The following is a 19,548-nucleotide window of genomic DNA, read 5'->3' as shown; positions in this document are numbered from 1 at the left end:
TCTGTCGATCACTCAAAACCCTCGTTTCAAGTCTCAATTTTTTCCCTTCCTTGCTGAAGGGAGTGCAAAGGTAAGAAGCTTTTTTTAATCCGCAATAACCTCTTTGAAAAAATTTTTAAATTATTTTTCGCCTTTGCTTTTTATTTCAATTTCCGTTGAGTCTTTTCTCAATTGGGAGTGCAAACATAGCGCTGTTTCCCTAAATTCACAAGCATTGAACCCAAGAAAAATTCAAACTTTTACAATATTTTTTGCAGTGAATTAAAAATCAGGACTTTGCTTTTTTATAAAGTGGAACCGTGCTACATGGCTCCCCATACATAATGGTCTTTGCCCTGCTTTGAACCAAGGAAACAATCCTCCCGTAAGCAAAAAGTGGAATAGGAAAATTGGAACAACCTTTTACAATTACGGGCTTATCCTGGAATCTATCTAAGTCCAACTCTCCCAAACATTTTTCAGAAATCAACACTTCCAAAGCATCCAAGTCTCCGACTGCATATCCTTTTGAAACTGGGGTCAGGTAGGTCGAAACTAACATATATGCCCAATTTGGAACAATTGCATCCGCCGAACAAAGTATGGCAACCCACTTATCCTGATACTGGGACCAATCCAGCTCCTTCAGCGCAGTACGAAATTCTTTCTCCCTTAAAACCAATTCTTGATACAAAAAGGGCTTTAAGTCAAAAATCACACGCTCTTCCCGAGGATAGAACTCTTCCAAATCCAAAGACACAATTGCACTTTGTGCTACCCTGTTTACAATTTCACTCATGACATTAACAATGGATTCTTTTTTGACTTCAACACTTTAAATTCTTTCAAATAGTTTGGGACAAAATAAGCCAGATCTTCCAGCTCATCCTTTTGAAACTTTTCCCAAGCTATTTCCCCAACTTGTTTGGCCGAAATTCTATTCTCTAAAAAGACTGCATTGGGATGAGTAATCACCTCCTTTACCTTAGCAACAGCATCTCCTATAAAATATACTGGACCTCTTTCTAAATATTTTTTAAAAGAAGACTCTTCAATTACCTCGGCATCCAACTTTTCAATAGAATTCATCTCCGCATCAAACACCTCCCTATATACCTCCATCCTCCGAGCATCCAACATAGAAATCACCACTGCTGAGGAATCCAGATCATTCATGGCTCCTCTAGCCAAAGCTGCCAGGGTATTTACTCCTATTAAAGGTTTGTTACCTGCAAAACATAAACCTTTTGCAGTAGACACTCCAATTCTTAATCCCGTATACGACCCAGGCCCTTCCGATACTGCCACCGCGTTTACTTCTTCAAGCTTCACCTGGCAAGTTTCCAATAATTCCTCTATCAAACCTAAGAGGCGCTCAGAATGTGCTCCAGGTAAATCTACTTCTTTCAGCCCTTGCAACAGGCCATCCACATGCAAGGCAACCGAACAAACAGGAGTCGATGTTTCTATGGATAGAATCAAAGCCATCATTACTTCACAGAAGCAGTCAAGGTCTGCTGGTACTTATCAGGAATGGACAGAAAATTTACGGCCTCTTTCACTGCAGGATCATCATTCAAACTCGCTTCAATCATTCCCTCTTGGAAATAATAACGCGATACAATTTCCTCAGACAAAATCTTTCTGATTTCCTTTTGATGATTGATTAAGTCCTGCTCTTTACTATGATGTACTTTCGTATTTATGGCTTCTATCTGAGCTTTAATTTCATCATAGTAAGTCTCCTTCTCGGCCAACTCAGTTAAATCCTCAACTGATTTTTCTAGATAAGTCGTATAATCATACTCTTTACCATCCAGCCATTTCACAAACTGCTCATATTCTTCATCAGATATTGAAAAGTCTGAGGGGCTTGAAATCTCTGGATGAGAACGGGCGTACTGGGTAGCATAATCAAATATGTGACTTCTTGCTACCAGGCTGTATGAAATAGGAGCATATTTTACTTTTTCAATTAACTCATCTGGCTCAATACCTGCTCCGTCCAATACTACTCGGCCATTTTTAGTCTTAAACTCTTTTCTCAAAGAATCAGGCACAGTAGTAATCTCCCCATTTTCCCTTGTTTGAGCATAGTCTATTGCCTGAATACATCTTCCACTTGGGATATAATATTTGGCAGTAGTGATTTTCATTTGGGAATTATAAGAAAGCGGTATGGTAGTCTGCACTAACCCCTTACCAAATGATTTCCTCCCGATCAATACCGCTCTATCATAATCTTGTAGTGCTCCTGCTACGATTTCTGAAGCGGAAGCAGAATTTTCATTAATCAACACCACCAATGGTATTTCCTTATCCAACGGAGTCTTATTGGTTTTATAGGTGTAGTTTACGTTCTCAAGCTTACCTATTGTCTTTACGATGTCTTTCCCTTTTGGAATAAATAAGTTAACAATTTCTGCTGCCTCATTCACCAAACCTCCTGGGTTGTCTCTCAAATCTAAAATCAAACGATCCACGCCTTGACCTTTCAAATCCAACAATGCATTTCTTACCTCATTGGAAGCATTGGTAGTAAAATCAGATAACTTAATATATCCTGTGTGCTCATCTACCTTCCCATAAAAAGGCACATTCTTGATCACAATTTTTCTTCTGGTCAGATTAAAATCTAAGGTATCATCTCCTCTTTTAACTTGCACGAATACTTCTGTATTGGCCGGCCCTTTCAATAAGGATGAAACTTCAGAAGTGGGAATATCAGATACTGCTACAGTATCCACCTTCAGCAATTGATCAGCAATTTTCATCCCTACAGACTGAGCAGGAAAACCTGTATAGGGCATAATGACAATATTTCCTTCCCCTCTATTTCCGATCAAAGCTCCAACTCCACCATATTCACCGGTAGTCATCATTCTGAAATCATCGGATTCTTCTTCAGGAATATAAGTCGTATAAGGATCCAACTCCTCCAGCATCGCATTGATACCAATAGTCACTAGCTCATCTGGATCAATTTCATCCACGTAATAAGAATCCAATTCACGAACCATGGTAGCGAAAATATCTATGTTCTTTGCGATCGCAAACAACTTATCGTTCTTCGTTTTAAATGCAAAAAATCCTGAAAGGACAATTGCACCCAACAAGAATACGAGTAATGATTTTTTAAGCGTTTTATTCATGTCCTGAATGGTTAGCGTTTAGCTCTTTGACTAATCTGTGAAGTATTAGGATAGTTTTAGCTTGGATATCGTGGAATCCCATATCCTTGGGGCCTACATATATCAATCCTAAAATTAATACTTTATTATCTAAAGTCGAAAGGAGGTGTTTATTCAGCCTGTAGGCTTCTTTCATCCTTCTTTTGATGAAATTCCTATCTACAGCCTTTTTGATTTTCTTCTTGGAAACGGAGAAAAGTACCTTTGGGGTTCCATGTTCCCCCTGCTTTTTAACAAAAAATTGGACTTTAAATGGAAATAAAAAAAAAGAGGAACCTTCGTTAAAAAGTTCCTTGATTTCTTTTTCGGCATATAGCCGTTCGCTTTTTGGAAGTTTATAATTCATCACAAGGAGTAAAACCGTATGTGAACATACGAAAACTACCTCAAAGAATTACTTCTTCAATGTCTTTTCAGATGACACAGATAATTTGTGTCTTCCTTTTGCTCTTCTGGCTTTCAATACTCTTCTACCGTTAGCAGAAGACATTCTTTCTCTAAAGCCGTGCTTATTTTTTCTTTTTCTGCGAGAAGGCTGGAATGTTCTTTTCATGATCGAATATCTTTATCTATTTGCTTCCTGAATATCCTCTCTGAGGAATAGGTCTCAAAAAGGACTGCAAAGATAAGTAGCATTTTTTGAAATACAAACCTACCCAATACATTTGTTAGACTATAACCCGGTAATTATGTGCAAATATACAATAAGTTGTCCCAATCCAGCCTCCCAGTTTATATTAATTCAACTTGAAATTAAAGCCCATTCAAGTCAAACTATTGAGCTTCAACTACCCGCATGGCGCGCAGGGCGATATCAACTGGCCAATTATGCGCAATACGTTCGAAGTTTTCAAATCAAAAATCAGAATCAAGAAAACATCCAATTTCAAAAACTGAGTAAAGATTGTTGGACCTTTCAATCCGAAAAAAATCATACCTACCTCGTGGAATATGAATTTTTCTGCGCAAGAATGGATGCAGGTGGGGCCTGGGTGGATGAAGAGCAAGTATATCTCAATTTCATAAACTGTTGTTTTGAGGTAAAAAGCCTTGCTCAAAATCCCTTTGAATTAGAAGTAAACCTACCCTCTTTTCAAAAAATCGTCTGTACCATACCTAAAAACCAAGAGGGAAAATGGATCGCTGAAAACTTCCAAATGCTAGTAGATTCTACCCTATTGGCATCGAATAATGTGCAACATTGGTCTTATGAAAGCACCGGTTCAGTATTCCACATTTGGATTCAGGGAGCCATTCATTTTGACATCAAGGCTTTCCTGTACAATTTTCAAAAATTCACAGATACCCAAATCAGGGATTTCGGTGAATTTCCCGAATCAGAGTACCATTTTATTTTTCAATTGCTTCCTTATAAACATTATCATGGGGTAGAACACCAGAAAGGAACCGTTATTACGTTAGGCCCTGCAACTGATCTTGTAGAAGAGCTGAAAATGGAAGATCTTTTAGGAGTAGGCTCTCATGAGCTTTATCATGCTTGGAATGTCTGTAGAATCCGACCAAAAGAACTTTTACCCTACGACTTTTCGAAGGAAACTTATACCCAAGCCGGTTGGCTCCTAGAAGGAATTACCACCTATATGGGTGATTTATACCTGCTGAAATCAGGAGTATATTCCCTGGAGGTATTTTTGAAACAGATTGAAAGCACCTTACAAAGGGAGATCAACAACTTGGGTTGGAAGAATCAAAATATCCTGGAATCCAGCTTTGATCTATGGCTGGATGGCTATCAGCCAGGAATCCCAGACCGAAAAGTAAACATCTATACACACGGAAGCTTGATCTGTTTTTGTTTGGATTTACTGTTGATCGAAGGGGGAAGCAGTTTTCCTCAAGTCATGAAATTGGCTTGGCAACAATTCGGAAAACCTAGAAAAGGGTACAGTCAATCTGAATTTTGGAACCTAATTCTAAGCCAAACTTCAAAACCGGAAGTTTTCAAAACTTTCTATGAACATTATATCTCTGGAAACGAGGATATATTAGCATACTTCTCAGAAAAAATCAGCTGTTTAGGAATAGACTATGTCCAAAGACCAAATCCAGATCACTTGGCCGGAAAACTAGGGATTTTAACCCACGATCATAAAATCGTCAAAGTCCATCCAGACTCTCCAGCATTTGACAAACTGATGATAGGAGATCAAATTTCATTTGAAGAATCAGTATCTCACATTGAAGTTAAGGTTGAACGTACGAATGGAAATCGATTTGAATGCACATTTGAGTCTACAGAGAGGTATTTTCCTCAAATCAATTTAGCTATAGCTGAAGAGACTGATATCAGAAAAAAATGGATGAACTAAAAAAAGGGCCGATTTTGATTCGGCCCTTTTTTTAATTAATTAAAAGTCAGTTTCAGTCAGCGGAGGATTGATTTCCAAAGTTTCAATCTTAGCTTCCAAAGGCACTGGAAGCATAGGCGATTTCATCGTCCAAGACATCGGTATCAACACACCATTCTTTTCTTGGTAGTCGGAATAGAATGTATCACCGGCTTTTTCATTTTCATTTTTGATTTTCAAACCAGAATCCACAGAATAATAGTTAATTACTTTGGCTCCAGATGGATTTGATATGATCACTTTATATGCCGGCGTACCTTCCACATCCTTCACACCATCCAATTGGGTAGCATATCCCATTGCAGCATAATGTAATTCAGGAATGAAAAAAGCATTCATCTTCGCTTCCTCATACTGTTCATCTGTCATTTCTATCGTTTGACCTTGAGCAGAAATAGATCCTTTTCCATCCATCATGGTAGAACTTTGCATGACATTACCCATCACCATGGTCTTTTGACCAAATCTCATATTGGCATCATCAAAAGTCATCGCTATTTGTACAGCATTGCCCAAGACATCTGCAGCCATCACTAATTTTGCTGCTTTGATTTGGGAAACTGCTTCTTCTCCTCCAATGGCAGAAATATAGTTTTCTAACACTTTTTCAGCAGTCAAGCTGGCATCAGCCATTTCAATTTCTTTGGCAGGATCCCCCATGTTGTCATACATTCTTACTTCTCCAAACTGAGCAAGCTTGTCTTTGATCTCGGAACCATTCCCTACGGCTGTGATATACATTTTATCAGGCTGAATTAAATCCACCGCTGCTTTATTGATATCCTCCACCGTGTAGGAGTTCATTTTTTGAAGGTAGGTTGCATAATAATCTTTAGGCAGATTATAACGCTCTGTGTTCAATGCAAAATTGGCAATGGTCGAAGGGCTCTCCAATGAACGGCCAAAGGAGCCTGCCAAATTAGACTTCGCTTTTTCCAATTCCTCTTCTGTAACCCCACTTTTAACCAACCTATCCAATTCATAAATAAATTGTACCACAGCGGAGTCCGTTACCTCTGTCCTTACAGCAGCATTCGCAGAAATCTCCCCGATCAATTTATCTGAGGAAATAGAGGAATAAGCACCATATGTATAGCCTTTATCTTCTCTTAGGTTCATAAATAATCTAGAGGAAGATCCGCCTCCCAAAATCTGGTTTACCAGTCTACTGGAAATGTAATTCTCATCTCCGATTTTCAAATCCACAGGCTGTACAATATTGATATTGGTTTGTACAGAGGAACTTCTATCCACTAACCCTACCACATTTTCTTCCGGTCTTTCTGGGGTCTTATAAGTAAATGTTGGAACATCTCCTGGCTCCCATTTTGCAAAAAACTCATTCACTACTTTTTCAGCTTCAGCCTTATCCATATCTCCTACAATAGCCAAATAGGCAATATTGGGCTTGAAGAAAGTTTCGTAGTATTTCTTAATATCCTCAACAGTAATATTATTGATGGTTTCTTCAGTGGTCACTTCACCATATGGGTGATCTTTACCATATATCATGGCATTGACCAACCTTGAAGAAATGGCACCAGGATCATCTTTGCTGGTTGCCAAGGCAGTAAGGGATTGCTTTTTTAATTTATCTAGTTCTTCTTGTGGAAAAACCGGATTATAAAGCACATCAGCCATTAATTCCAAAATTTTAGCCTGGTGCTTTTTCAAAGAAGATGCAAATATAGAAGTAGAGCCTGCTGACAAACTTCCACCAATAAAGTCTACTTCCTCATCCAACTGGTCTTTGGTTCTGGTGGTCGTACCTCCTGTCATCATTTCTCCTACAAAACCTGTAAGTCCGGCCTTATCCCCTTCCAATAAAGGATCTCTTTCTAATACCAGGGTAAATGCTACTCGAGGAAGTTTATCATTTTGAACGACGAAGACTTTTAGCCCATTGTCCAAGGTGAAGGTTTCTGCTTCTCCTATTTTTATCTCTGGTGCTGGACCTGATTTAGGGAATTGGCTTCTATCTAGCTGAGCAAAACTCACCACAGCTATCATAAAACTTAATACAAACGATATTGCTATTTTTTTCATGTCGATTGGAGTATTTAGGTGAAACAATTATTGAGCAGGTTGTTGGGCCTTTGGCAAGTAATACAAAACCACTCTCCCCTTAAGATCCAGATACTCCTTTGCTACACGTTGAATATCTTCTTTCGTCACCTTACTGTAAGCATCCATTACTTTGTTGATGTAATTAGCATCTCCATAAATGACGTGTGCTTCTGCGAGGTTTTCCGCAATACCTGCCATGGAAGAATTACTGCTTACAATATTGTTTTCCATGATATTCTTCAGCTTAGTGAAATCCTGGTCACTCAATCCCTCTTCTTGAACCTGTAAAATCAATTTATCTATTTCCGACTCTAGGTCTTTAGGTTCCACTCCCATATTCGCAATGCTATACATGATGAAAATTCCACCGTCTTCCAATTCCAATGGAATTGCAGCCACCACCAACGCTTTTTGCTGCTTATCCACCAACTCTTTGGTCATCAAAGAAGAGGCTCCTCCAGTCAAATAAGTAGATAGCATAGATAATGCATAGGAATCTTCATATGTTTTAGGAGGAAGATTATAAGCTTGGATTACCGCTGGAATCTGAATATTGTCATAGATCACATCACGGATTTCTTCTGTCTTCTTCGGCTCTTTTACATTAGGCCTATAAATCTCTTTCTTTCCCATAGGGATTTCTGAGAAATACTTTCTTACCCAATCCTCAGTCTGTTTGTAATCAATATCCCCTGCAATGGTTAATGTGGCATTATTAGGGACATAAAAATCTTTGTAAAACTGTTGGAATTCCTCAATGGAAGCAGCATTCAAATGTTCCATAGATCCAATTGGAGCCCATTGGTAAGGGTGCTTGGAGTAGGCTCTTTTCAAGGTTTCTGGAAGAATCGTACCGTATGGCTGGTTCTCATATCGCTGCCGTCTTTCTTCCTTTACAACTTCACGTTGAGTCTCTACTCCTGTCTCATCCACCTTTGAATGAAGCATTCGCTCACTTTCCATATATAAAGCGAGTTCCAGTTCATTGGAAGGTAAAGATTCATAGTAATACGTGATATCATTAGATGTGTAGGCATTCAAGGTTCCTCCTCTTCCTTGGATGATATTCATATATTGGCCACGCTCGATATTTTCAGATCCTTCAAACATGAGGTGTTCAAAGAAGTGAGCAAAGCCTGTTCGTTCTGGATTTTCATTTTTGGATCCTACATGATACAAAACGGAAGTCACCACAATAGGTGTACTTTGATCCTGATGCATGATCACGTGCAATCCATTGTCTAAATCAAATTCTTTGAATTCAATTTTGTTTTGGGCAAAAGCAGGAATACTCAGAATTCCGGCCAACATGCCTAAAGCGGTAAATTTTCTCATTGTAAAAAGATGGGGTTATTAAATTCTGTGTATTATTTCAATCGAGTTTTAATTGAAAAGGTTTAAATGTTCAAATACGAACACTAAAATGGATATTTTCTTGTCAGGGCTCCCTAATTTAAAACATTCTACTAAAAAATAAGATATAGTTGAATTCTTGAAACATCTGGTGTTAAAGAATAATAAAAAAACCGGGTCAAAAAGCTTAACCCGGTCTGTATTTTCAAGGATTCAAGCGATTTAGAATATCCTTTGCTTGATGCCATTCAAGTCTTGGTCCAAATTGGCTTACAATTTTTGAGCTGGCCATAGAAGCTAATTTACCAGAGGAAGCATAACTATGTCCATTAGTAATGCCATACATAAATGCCCCCGCAAACATATCTCCGGCTCCATTGGTATCTATTGCCGTAGTTTCATAGGGTTCAATATCAATGAAGGTATCACCGTCAAAAATCATGGCTCCATTTTTACCTTGGGTAATCACAAAGTGTTTAGCCACTTTTTTCAACTCTTCCCTGGCTTCCAAAAGATTATCCTTCCCCGTAAAAATCAATGCTTCTTCTTCATTGGTGAAAAGCATATCTACACTCGCACCAATCACCTCTGTCATGGGGTCTTTAAAGTACTTAACCATAGCAGGATCAGAAAAAGTCAAAGCCACCTTCACACCATTTTGCTCCGCGATTTTCTTTGCATGTTTCATCGCTTGTTTTCCATTTTCGGAAGTGATCAAATACCCTTCAATATAAAGGTATTTCGAATCTTTAATTGCCGATTCATTCACGTCATCAATCGAATAAGTTTGCGTAATGCCCAAGAAGGTGTTCATCGTACGCTCCGCATCTTCCGTAACCATCACCAAACATTTGCCCGTGATCCCTTCCACTAGATTGCTTTCATTGAGGTTATGGTTGACCCCCGCATTTTTCATGTCATTCATATAAAAATGCCCAAACTCATCATTGGCAACTTTACATGAATAATAACTCTTCCCGCCAAATTGACTAATTGCGATCACTGTATTACCCGCAGATCCTCCACATTGCTTTTTTGCTTGTTGGGTGTCAATTACCTGCATGAGTTCATTTTGTCTATCCTCATCCACCAGGGTCATCAATCCTTTTTCCACCCCATTGGCTTCAAAAAATTGGTCGTTTACCTTAAACTCAATATCTACTAAGGCATTTCCTATGCCCGTCACGTCGTATTTCTTCATTATTATAGTTGGAAAGTTTTTTTTTGAATTTCAAGTTTGATGAGCTTCTACAGTCAAAGCTCATGAGTTGCTTTTCATTTTTGATTCCCAGAGGCAATCAATCAAATATCTTATGTCGTTCGAATGGCTTTGTCCTATCAAACAAATATCGATAAGTATGATGTGTTTTATAGATTTCAGCCAATAACTGTTCACAAACGCGCATCATCTTAGGGTTGAAGTCACCTATCCAATTCATCTCTATAGTTTTATAAGGGAAAGAAGGCTGATTGCTCATTTTATCATAAGCAATGATCATCGCACTTTCTACCCCTTTACCTTGATGTTCTGGAACTACTCCAAACACCAAACCCAGCATTTTATTGGGTGGAGAGAATGTTTTATACCAAAGGAATTTCAATTTTCCCAGTAAATCCATTTTCCCGTTCACATGTTTAAAAATCTGGTTGATTTCAGGAATTTGGATGAACATTGAAACCGGTTCTCCTTTGTAGAATCCAAAATAGATCAACTTTGGATCTAAAATAGGTTTCATTTTAGAGAACATCAGTTGTGTTTCTTTTAAAGCAAGGGTCTTGCCCATATGTCGAGCCCAAGCCTTATTATACACTGTGTTAAAGTATTCCGGGGCCTTTTCCTGTAGCTCCTTCCCCTTAATGTATCTGAATTCATAATCTGGATCCGCAATGATCTGGTTGGCCCTTTTGATCATTTTATCATCAAAACCGAGATTCTGAACAGGCCTCATATAGGTGTATTGCTTGAAATAAATCTGAAAGCCGTAATTCTCAAAAAATTCCTGATAATAGCCAAAGTTCCAAGGCATGTTATAGTTTGGCTCAGAAAACCCATCCACTAAAAGCCCCCACCATTTATCTCGTTCTCCAAAATTGATCGGCCCATCCATGGCTTCCATTCCTTCACTTTCCAACCAGGCTTTTGCTGTGTCAAAAAGTAAAAATGCAGCTTCTTGGTTTTGAATACATTCGAAAAATCCCAATCCACCTGTAGGCTGTTTTTCTTTCATCTTTGGATTGATGAAAGCCGCAACCCTTCCTATAGTTTGCCCTTTTTCATCCTCCAAAAGCCATCTTTTGGCTTTAGCTCCTTTCCTAAAAAGTTTGTTTGTTTCAGGATGAAAAAGTCCTTCAATATCAGCATCCAATGGTCTGATCCAGTTTTTCTCGTCCTTGTAAAGCCTTACGGCCATTTGGATAAATTCCTTTTGCTGGGCCGGAGTGGTTACTTCGATTAACTTCATTTAGGGGATTTTAGGCTGCTAAAATAGGCAGATCACTTGAAAGGGCAAAAACCGCCTCCTATCTATAAATAAAACCCCTGATTTACGATCTCTCAAAACAGGAAGTAAAAGAATTAAAGATTGAATAATTGCTATCAATTAATTCTATCGTTGTCTTGCTTCTCCAGATTCAGGAACAAAAAGAATCTAGAACCAAATCCAACTAAAATCGACACCCATAAATATTTTAAAAGCTGCTTCTGGAGAAGCAGCAAATCGCGAAAATAATCACTATCAATAAACAGTTCTCAAGGGTGCAAATGGTGAGAACTTGCTATATGCCGTCCCCAAAGCATCATTACCGTTTCTTAGGAGTGAATGATTGGTTCGAAGAGCCTCTGCTGTATTAGTACCAGTTACAAATTTTGATTCTGGTTTATATACTATTTGATCAATGATTTCACCTTCAAAACTGTAGAAGTTCCAAGTTCCTATTCGTTCTGATGATTCGATTCTTCCTGAGGAGGAAAGTCTATCTGAACCAGGGAAATAGAAGCTCCACCTTCCATTTATTTCTCCTTTGGACACTTTTCCTTTCGCTTTAATAAAGCCTTGATCATCATAAAAAATAAGTTGCCCGTTCCCCTTCTTGACCAAATATTCATTTTTAAGCCCTGCTCCTTGCTGGAGTGCTATTACAGAAATAAGCTTTCCTCCTTTATAATTTTCAACTTGCACTTGGTTTCCTGCGGTATCGCTCACTAACCACCTTCCTTCTTTCAGGCCTTTTTCATAATTCCCATTCCTGTAATATCCTATCATAACCTCTAATTCCTCAATCCATTCCCCATTTCGAACCCCCTCTTCAAGATTTCCACGGAATTCAATGTTTTTATCAGGATCAAAGGATACCCATTCCCCTGTTGGAACACCATCTTGAAAGGTTCCCTTTTCCTTTAGTTCACCATCCTGAAAAAATGATTGATAGACTCCATCTTTTTTGCCATTTGAGAAAGAAAGTTTCGACTCTATCCGCCCATCTGAATCATAATAAACTGCTTCACCCTCAGCCAATCCTTCAACATAGGAAATAGATGATTTCACTTGACCATTCTCATAATACTCATGCCACTCCCCTTCCTTTTTTCCTCTTTCCAATCGCCCAGCATATTCCAGTTCTCCATTTTCATAAAATTCCTTGAACTCCTTTGTTAACACTCCATTTTCAAATATGCCAAGGGTTTTAATCGCTCCACTAGGATAATTTTCCTGAAAAATCCCATCAGGGACATCATTTATAAAATTGATTACATAAGCAGGCATCTCCTGATTAAAATATTTTTTGAAGACATCAGGATCCGCTTGGTTAAAGTTAGAATCATCAGATAAAACTGGATTGGTTTTGGAATAAACTTTCCATTCTCCTGATTTTTTCCCCTCTACGAGATTACCGACTCCAATGAGATTATCATTCCCGAAATAAAAATATGCTTGCTCCTCTGGAGCCTGAAATAAGAAACTCAAAAGGATGGAAAGAACTATGTTTAACATGGGGATAAGGTTTTAAAAAGATTTAAATTAAAAAACTCTTTTCAGTATTTAAAATGCTTAATTATTAATAAGTTACGACATTCCCAAAAAAAAGATTTCCCTTTCTATTTCCATTAAACCCAAATAGAAAGACTTTCAAAAAGTTTAAAAACTATTTTTCAATAACTAATAATAAAAAATCCCGCTTCCTAAAAAGCGGGATTCTGCCTATTCGACTACATCTCCATACAAATCAAACTCTGTCGCCTCATTGATTTTCACATGGACAAAATCTCCCACTCGGCAATAATGTTTCGATGCATCGATCAGGACTTCATTATCCACTTCTACTGAATCATATTCTGTACGTCCTACGAAATGCCCGCCTTCTTTCTTATCTATTAGAACTTTGAAAGTCTTGCCAACTTTATCCTGATTCAATTCAAAAGATATCTGCTCCTGAATCTCCATCAGGTGGTTTGCCCGCTCTTGCTTCACCTCCTGAGGGATGGAATCTTCCATAGAAAATGCATGGGTATTTTCTTCATGAGAATAAGTAAACACTCCCAAGCGCTCAAATTTCATTCGCTCCACAAAGTCAACCATCTCCTGGTATTCCTTCTCACCTTCTCCTGGATGTCCAGCTATCAGGGTAGTTCGAATAGCAATGTCCGGTAAAATATCACGGATACTGTGAATCAGGTTTTCTTGCTTTTCGCGGGTTGTTCCACGACGCATGGCTTTCAACACATCTGTGGAGCCATGTTGAAGTGGAATATCCAGGTAATTACAAATATTATCACGCTCCTTCATCACCTCGATCACATCCATTGGGAACCCCGTTGGATAGGCATAATGTAAACGGATCCAGTCAATGCCATTGACATCAGAAAGCCTACGCATCAATTCTGCCAGATTTCTCTTTTTATACAGGTCCAAACCATAATATGTTGAATCCTGGGCTATCAGTAGTAATTCCTTTGTGCCTCCAGCCGCTTTGTGCTCCGCCTCCTTTACTAATTCCTCAATTGGTCTGGAAATATGGCCTCCACGCATCAAAGGAATCGCACAAAATGAACATGGCCTATCACAGCCTTCAGAAATCTTCATGTAGGCATAATGAGATGAATGAGTCAACAATCTCTCCCCTACCAATTCATGCTTGTAATCTGCTTTGAACTTCTTCAATATAGCGGGCAGATCACGGGTGCCAAAAAATGCATCCACTTGAGGAATCTCTTTCTCCAAATCATCTTTGTAGCGTTGAGAAAGACATCCAGTCACATATACTTTATCCACTAAACCTTGCTCTTTGGCATCGACATACTGTAAAATCGTATCAATCGACTCCTGCTTTGCATTATCAATAAACCCACAGGTGTTTATGATGACAATGTTATTATCATCGGTATTGGATTCATGACTTGCATTGATCCCATTCCCTTTGAGTTGGGTGAGTAGAACTTCTGAATCTACCAGATTCTTGGAGCAACCCATGGTGATGATATTTACTTTGTCTTTCTTAAGAGTTCTAGCTTTCACAGATTTCCTTCTTTTTTGAAGCTGCAAAGGTAGACAAAAAAGTAGCTCCGCACTTTTTTGAATTTAAAATTTAAGAATTTGAGCAATCAAATGAACTTAAGCTTGAGGTACTTAACTTGTAAAAAGCCAAGGATACTAATTTTTAATTATCCATTTTATATTCACTCAATACCCCGTTATCTCTTTGAGTAGCTCAAAAAATCCTTTTTTCCGTTCGGAGTTGATTCCCCAATCAACCGGTACGCTTTGATAACCTGCTTCAAATCCCTCATCTTTCATCCGATAATCAAAAAATCCCCAAGAAGCATAAGCAGCTGTAGCAGCGGTGAAGTTGTTCAGCTCCTGATCGAATTCAAAATGATCATCTTCATTGTATACAATAGGCTGATCGGTATACCCCTCTACCCTTCTAGTTGCTTCGACTTGGGCGGTAATGTTGTTAGGATCTTTCACTCCATTCCCATGAAGCAAAATAAAATCGGCTGACTGGATCACATTTTCTTTTGGCACCGTACCTCCTCCATAACTGGTACTCACTAGCAGTCGCCGACCCTTCCACCTCCTTTTTTTTACCAACTCAATCAATTCATGGACTCTTTCGGGTTGTAGGATCTCATGATCATACCTGACATTGCATTCGTTATTGACTTCAATTAATACATTTTGATAGCCTTTCTTCAAAATCCAGTCTATCGCATTTTCAACCGCATGAATTACAGCTTGTTCATCCTGGAGAACTTCATCCTGACCGAAGTAAAATAATCCCACAATAGGCACCATTCCCAGTTCATCTGCCTTGTCCAATATTTTTTCCAATCGATTGAAATAGGCTTCTCGCAATTCCCCTTTTTCAGTAAATGCAGAATTGATCCAAGGCTGATTTTGAGAATAGCCAAATGGACTTCCTCCCTGTAGATTGATCGTAAAGGAAAGAAGACCAAAGGATTTCCAAATGGGCATCTGGCCTACAAACTCCTGAGTATTTCTATCCGGATTCCAAGTTTGAGTATCCGGGTATTCCCAGTTTTTGATGGTTTCTGGATTGAGATCATCAAATATCCCTTGAACCATCCTTGAGTTCATCAATAAGCCTTCTATTTTGTTCCCTTTCCAAACTCTTCCTGGATAGGTGGGCTGATCATTGATCAAAAATTGATTTCCTTTTATTTCCACCTTCGTATTCCTTGTCGACTGAGCAAAAGAACTGACTGATAAAAAGGACAATAAAAAGATACTAAATAGGGCTAGATTGGATCTCATGGATTTAAGATAGCTCAAATGTATTAAGTCCACAAAAATCCTTTGGGACAAGATTTATCGCCATGTTATCTAAAAGCACTCTATTCTGCAGCTCTATTCCAATGATTTAACAAAAAATCAGGCACACTAACGGCCCAATATTACCTATAAATTACGGGCTTAACTTTTTGATAAAAGAACCTTAACGCATCATTTCGTAGTAGGAGAAATCCATTTCCTAATTTTGAAACATACAGCAAACACTTTTTAACTCCTTGCATTTATTTTTTATGCCCCGAATTATTTTCGGGGCATTTTTTATGCAATTGCTTGGAAAGAAACTTTGGGGAATTCGTGTCATCCTGTACCTTAGATAGGAAATCCAATGACCATGGAAACAGCAACCAATCAAGCTTCTTGCCTGACTTTTGACAGGAAAAACTTTTCGGATGAATTTCTCCTTTCTCTCTATGAATCTTTAATCAAACCTAGGAGGATTGAAGAAAAAATGCTCATCCTTCTTCGCCAAGGAAAAATCACCAAATGGTTTAGTGGCTGGGGACAAGAAGCTATTTCCATAGGGGCTGTCCATGCACTTGATTCTCAGGAGTTCATTTTACCCATGCACCGAAACTTGGGGATTTTCACTGGAAGAGACATCCCGTTAGAGAGACTATTCGCCCAATTTCAAGGAAAGCTTTCGGGCTTTACCAAGGGACGTGATCGTTCCTTTCACTTTGGAAGTTTAGACCATCACATCGTAGGAATGATTTCTCATTTAGGCCCTCAAATGGCGATTGCTGACGGAATTGCTCTGGCACATAAGCTTTCGGATGAACCGAAAGTCACCCTTGTGTTTACAGGAGATGGAGCAAGTTCGGAAGGTGATTTTCATGAAGGCTTGAATGTAGCTGCAGTATGGAAGCTCCCGGTCATCTTCTTGGTAGAACATAATGGATATGGATTATCAACGCCAAGCGAAGAGCAGTTTGCCTTTAAGAATTTTACTGAAAAGGGTCCAGGATATGGAATGGAGGCCATTCGAGTACAGGGAAATAATGTTTTGGAAGTTTATGACACCATCCTAAAGCTTGCGGAGGATATTCGGAAAAACCCAAGGCCAGTTTTAGTAGAAGCGATTACTTTCCGGATGCGTGGACATGAAGAAGCCTCTGGAACAAAGTACGTCCCCTCTCAACTGATGGAGGATTGGAGCAAGTTGGATCCGGTAGAAAATTATGAAAAGTATCTCGAGGAAACTGGAATTCTATCTGACAAGGTCAAAGATCGAATCAATAAAAAAGTAAAAAAGGAGATCAACGATGCTCTAGAAATCGCCTTTGCAGAAGCTCCGATTTCGCCTTCCTTGGAATTTGAATTGCAGGATGTGTATGCTCCCTTTACTCAAGAAGTTGTAAATCCTAAAACCGTAGCTCCTACTTCAGAAAAAAGATTGGTTGATGCAATCAGTGACAGCCTTCGTGAATCCATGATGAAATACCCAAAACTAATTTTAATGGGTCAAGATATTGGAGAATATGGAGGTGTTTTCAAAATCACAGATGGTTTTAAAAAAGAGTTTGGAGCAGAACGTGTAAGAAACACACCTTTGTGCGAAAGCGCTATTATTGGAGCAGGCTTAGGACTAGCTATCAATGGGTATAAAGCCATGGTAGAAATGCAGTTTGCGGACTTTGTCTCTGTAGGATTCAACCAAATCGTCAACAACTTGGCTAAAATACATTACCGGTGGGGTCAACAGGCAGATGTAGTAGTCCGAATGCCAACGGGTGCAGGAATGGCGGCAGGGCCATTTCATAGCCAATCCAATGAAGCCTGGTTTTTTCATACACCAGGTTTAAAGATTGTGTATCCTTCCAATCCATACGATGCCAAAGGTTTACTCAATGCTGCTTTTGAGGACCCAAACCCATATTTGTATTTTGAACATAAAGGACTTTACCGATCTATTAGCGAATCCATACCTGATGAGTATTATACAGTAGAAATTGGAAAAGCGAACCTTATCAAGAAAGGAGACCAAGTTTCCATTATTACTTATGGAATGGGGGTCCATTGGGCATCAGCAGCAGCGTCTGAACTTGGAATAGACGCTGATATTTTAGACCTCAGAACGCTTTTGCCCTGGGATAAAGAAGCGGTGAAAGAAACTGTAAAAAAGACTGGCAAAGTTATCTTTTTGCAGGAAGATTGTTTGACGGGTGGCATTGGAGCAGAGATTTGTGCATGGATTTCTGAGCATTGTTTCACCTATTTAGATGCCCCAGTTATGCGGGAAGGAAGCTTGGATACGCCTGTTCCTTTTTCTCCTAATCTTGAAAAACAGTTTTTGCCTGTGGAAAGATTTAGGGAAAAATTAACTTCTTTAATTGAATATTGAGAGGACGGCATTAAAATGCTTTTTCAAATCACTATTTCTCAGGATATTGTAAACCAGACTTATTTACAATGAAAAAAAGTTTTCTCCTCTTTATTTATTCATTCCTTTTTATTGGCTTTTCTCATTCTGTTTATTCCCAATCATTTTTAGGCGGTCAGATCGATAATCGGGAAGGAATCCATTCCATTACCATGAACCCCGCCAATACTGCTGGCACCAAGATGAAAGTTGACATAAATATTCTTTCTGTCAGTACCTATGTAGGAAGTGATTATTTAAATATCAATTGGAGAGAATTATCATCCATAAAAGAATGGCTAACTTTTAGTGACCTAAGTTTTGACCCTAAATTCGAAACCACTCCAACCAAGCACAATAATTTTTTTGGGAACTTAGATATATTAGGACCATCTGTTCTTTTTAATATAGATGAATCCAATAGCGTTGCTTTAACCACCAGAGTAAGGTCTTTCTTTAATCTCCATAATTTAGGAGGTGAACTTTATAAATTAACTACTGAAGGCACTTATGATGAGAACTTCAATTTTGACATGGAAGATGTGAACGGTATTATCCATGCCTGGGGAGAAATTGGAGGTTCCTATTCAAGAATAGTACTCAATAAAAATCGCTCTCTTCTAAAAGTTGGAGTCACCTTAAAATACCTATTTGGAGCAGGAGGAATTTATGGTTACAGTGGAGAAATTGGAGCCAATTATTTGGCAGGCTTACAGGCCTTAACTACCTCTGGAAACTTAAATTTTGGATATACTACCAATGGAAGAGATAACGATGTAAGTTTTTCCAACATTAGTTCCGGATTCGGAGGTGATTTAGGAATTGTTTATGAGTACCACCCTGATCATATGATCGATAAAAGCACTTCCTATAGATTTAAGCTAGGAGCATCCCTCACTGACATCGGATCAATTAAGTATAGTAAATCCTCACAATATTTATATTTATTGGACGGGACTATTGACTTTTCAAAATTATCTGATTCAGGAATTATTGAACTAATAGAAGATAATTTTGAAGGTACTGAAATTGGGAATACAGTAAAAATTGGATTACCTACAGCCCTTCAGGTTTATGGAGATTTCGTTTTAAGTCAAAAATTTCATATTAGTGCACAAGGAGCCATTTCGCTGAGAACAAATAATTTTGCTCCCTTAAGTCAGATAACAAATACCTTTTTGGTTACACCTAGATTTGAAAGCAAATGGTTTAGCCTATTTAGTCCAGTGGGTGTTAGAAAATATGATTCAGCGCTCAATTGGGGACTAGGGTTTAGAGTTGGACCTTTTATTATGGGATCCGGAAGTATCCTTTCAAACCTATTAAGGAAATATAACAACAGTGTTGATATTTATGGTGGAGTAAAAATCCCTATTTATAAAAAATAGAAACCACCAATACAACTTACATTTAATAGT

The 19,548-nt window shown here is 38.5% G+C and carries 15 protein-coding genes; 3 read left to right on the top strand and 12 right to left on the bottom strand.

Going from position 1 to position 19,548, the window contains the following annotated elements:
- Window positions 1-268: 268 nt before the first annotated feature.
- Genes BUR11_RS20825 through rpmH form a run of 5 tightly spaced genes read right to left on the bottom strand, consistent with a single transcriptional unit; the run spans window position 269 to window position 3,723 of the window.
- Window positions 269-778, bottom strand: coding sequence for a DUF2480 family protein (locus BUR11_RS20825; RefSeq protein WP_074226949.1), 510 nt, complete (start codon window positions 776-778; stop codon window positions 269-271).
- Entirely contained in the window at window positions 775-1,470 is a 696-nt protein-coding gene (tsaB, locus tag BUR11_RS20820; RefSeq protein ID WP_317045310.1) for a tRNA (adenosine(37)-N6)-threonylcarbamoyltransferase complex dimerization subunit type 1 TsaB, read from the bottom strand. Before tsaB ends, BUR11_RS20825 begins: the two co-directional genes overlap by 4 nt.
- Window positions 1,470-3,131 carry a S41 family peptidase gene (locus BUR11_RS20815; RefSeq protein ID WP_074226948.1) on the bottom strand — a complete coding sequence of 554 codons (1,662 nt, stop codon included), beginning with the start codon at window positions 3,129-3,131 and terminating at the stop codon, window positions 1,470-1,472. The genes tsaB and BUR11_RS20815 overlap by 1 nt, the downstream gene beginning before the upstream one ends.
- Window positions 3,124-3,516, bottom strand: a complete 393-nt coding sequence (gene rnpA, locus BUR11_RS20810; protein WP_074226947.1) for a ribonuclease P protein component — start codon at window positions 3,514-3,516, stop codon at window positions 3,124-3,126. The genes BUR11_RS20815 and rnpA overlap by 8 nt, the downstream gene beginning before the upstream one ends.
- Window positions 3,517-3,564: 48 nt before the next feature.
- Complete coding sequence (gene rpmH, locus BUR11_RS20805) at window positions 3,565-3,723, bottom strand: 50S ribosomal protein L34 (RefSeq protein ID WP_074226946.1); 159 nt, start codon at window positions 3,721-3,723, stop codon at window positions 3,565-3,567.
- Between the two features lie 136 nt (window positions 3,724-3,859).
- Between rpmH and BUR11_RS20800 the strand changes: the two genes are divergently transcribed.
- On the top strand, window positions 3,860-5,500 hold the full coding sequence (locus tag BUR11_RS20800; RefSeq protein ID WP_074226945.1) for a M61 family metallopeptidase: 1,641 nt from the start codon (window positions 3,860-3,862) through the stop codon (window positions 5,498-5,500).
- 39 nt (window positions 5,501-5,539) lie between these two features.
- Here the strand turns inward: BUR11_RS20800 and BUR11_RS20795 are convergent, their stop codons facing one another.
- From BUR11_RS20795 to BUR11_RS20765, 7 genes are all read right to left on the bottom strand, one after another.
- Complete coding sequence (locus BUR11_RS20795; RefSeq protein WP_074226944.1) at window positions 5,540-7,585, bottom strand: M16 family metallopeptidase; 2,046 nt, start codon at window positions 7,583-7,585, stop codon at window positions 5,540-5,542.
- Window positions 7,586-7,612: 27 nt separating this feature from the next.
- A complete protein-coding gene (locus tag BUR11_RS20790) occupies window positions 7,613-8,941 on the bottom strand; it encodes a M16 family metallopeptidase (protein ID WP_074226943.1) in 1,329 nt (442 codons plus the stop codon).
- Window positions 8,942-9,164: 223 nt separating this feature from the next.
- A complete protein-coding gene (locus BUR11_RS20785; protein ID WP_074226942.1) occupies window positions 9,165-10,160 on the bottom strand; it encodes an adenosine kinase in 996 nt (331 codons plus the stop codon).
- A gap of 97 nt (window positions 10,161-10,257) precedes the next feature.
- Complete coding sequence (locus tag BUR11_RS20780) at window positions 10,258-11,421, bottom strand: hypothetical protein (RefSeq protein WP_074226941.1); 1,164 nt, start codon at window positions 11,419-11,421, stop codon at window positions 10,258-10,260.
- A 273-nt stretch (window positions 11,422-11,694) separates the two neighbouring features.
- On the bottom strand, window positions 11,695-12,951 hold the full coding sequence (locus BUR11_RS20775) for a toxin-antitoxin system YwqK family antitoxin (RefSeq protein ID WP_074226940.1): 1,257 nt from the start codon (window positions 12,949-12,951) through the stop codon (window positions 11,695-11,697).
- A 207-nt stretch (window positions 12,952-13,158) separates the two neighbouring features.
- On the bottom strand, window positions 13,159-14,472 hold the full coding sequence (gene rimO, locus BUR11_RS20770; protein WP_074226976.1) for a 30S ribosomal protein S12 methylthiotransferase RimO: 1,314 nt from the start codon (window positions 14,470-14,472) through the stop codon (window positions 13,159-13,161).
- A gap of 165 nt (window positions 14,473-14,637) precedes the next feature.
- The gene (locus tag BUR11_RS20765) at window positions 14,638-15,732 is read right to left on the bottom strand and encodes a hypothetical protein (RefSeq protein ID WP_074226939.1); all 1,095 of its coding nucleotides are present in this window, start codon (window positions 15,730-15,732) and stop codon (window positions 14,638-14,640) included.
- A gap of 370 nt (window positions 15,733-16,102) precedes the next feature.
- Between BUR11_RS20765 and BUR11_RS20760 the strand changes: the two genes are divergently transcribed.
- Both BUR11_RS20760 and BUR11_RS20755 read left to right on the top strand, forming a co-directional pair.
- A complete protein-coding gene (locus BUR11_RS20760; protein WP_074226975.1) occupies window positions 16,103-18,112 on the top strand; it encodes an alpha-ketoacid dehydrogenase subunit alpha/beta in 2,010 nt (669 codons plus the stop codon).
- 68 nt (window positions 18,113-18,180) lie between these two features.
- Window positions 18,181-19,518, top strand: a complete 1,338-nt coding sequence (locus BUR11_RS20755) for a DUF5723 family protein (protein WP_074226938.1) — start codon at window positions 18,181-18,183, stop codon at window positions 19,516-19,518.
- The last annotated feature ends 30 nt before the right edge of the window (window positions 19,519-19,548 follow it).

The sequence above is a fragment of the Algoriphagus halophilus genome (assembly GCF_900129785.1).
GTDB lineage: Bacteria > Bacteroidota > Bacteroidia > Cytophagales > Cyclobacteriaceae > Algoriphagus > Algoriphagus halophilus.
This window is presented reverse-complemented; position numbering and strand designations above follow the sequence as displayed.

Excerpts from the sequence above, each read along its gene's own strand:
- BUR11_RS20780 (WP_074226941.1), bottom strand. The coding sequence starts at position 11,421 with ATGAAGTTAATCGAAGTAACCACTCCGGCCCAGCAAAAGGAATTTATC.
- BUR11_RS20815 (WP_074226948.1), bottom strand. The coding sequence starts at position 3,131 with ATGAATAAAACGCTTAAAAAATCATTACTCGTATTCTTGTTGGGTGCA.
- BUR11_RS20785 (WP_074226942.1), bottom strand. The coding sequence starts at position 10,160 with ATGAAGAAATACGACGTGACGGGCATAGGAAATGCCTTAGTAGATATT.
- BUR11_RS20825 (WP_074226949.1), bottom strand. The coding sequence starts at position 778 with ATGAGTGAAATTGTAAACAGGGTAGCACAAAGTGCAATTGTGTCTTTG.
- BUR11_RS20795 (WP_074226944.1), bottom strand. The coding sequence starts at position 7,585 with ATGAAAAAAATAGCAATATCGTTTGTATTAAGTTTTATGATAGCTGTG.
- rnpA (WP_074226947.1), bottom strand. The coding sequence starts at position 3,516 with ATGAATTATAAACTTCCAAAAAGCGAACGGCTATATGCCGAAAAAGAA.
- BUR11_RS20765 (WP_074226939.1), bottom strand. The coding sequence starts at position 15,732 with ATGAGATCCAATCTAGCCCTATTTAGTATCTTTTTATTGTCCTTTTTA.
- BUR11_RS20790 (WP_074226943.1), bottom strand. The coding sequence starts at position 8,941 with ATGAGAAAATTTACCGCTTTAGGCATGTTGGCCGGAATTCTGAGTATT.
- rpmH (WP_074226946.1), bottom strand. The coding sequence starts at position 3,723 with ATGAAAAGAACATTCCAGCCTTCTCGCAGAAAAAGAAAAAATAAGCAC.
- BUR11_RS20755 (WP_074226938.1), top strand. The coding sequence starts at position 18,181 with ATGAAAAAAAGTTTTCTCCTCTTTATTTATTCATTCCTTTTTATTGGC.
- BUR11_RS20775 (WP_074226940.1), bottom strand. The coding sequence starts at position 12,951 with ATGTTAAACATAGTTCTTTCCATCCTTTTGAGTTTCTTATTTCAGGCT.
- BUR11_RS20760 (WP_074226975.1), top strand. The coding sequence starts at position 16,103 with ATGGAAACAGCAACCAATCAAGCTTCTTGCCTGACTTTTGACAGGAAA.
- BUR11_RS20800 (WP_074226945.1), top strand. The coding sequence starts at position 3,860 with ATGTGCAAATATACAATAAGTTGTCCCAATCCAGCCTCCCAGTTTATA.
- tsaB (WP_317045310.1), bottom strand. The coding sequence starts at position 1,470 with ATGATGGCTTTGATTCTATCCATAGAAACATCGACTCCTGTTTGTTCG.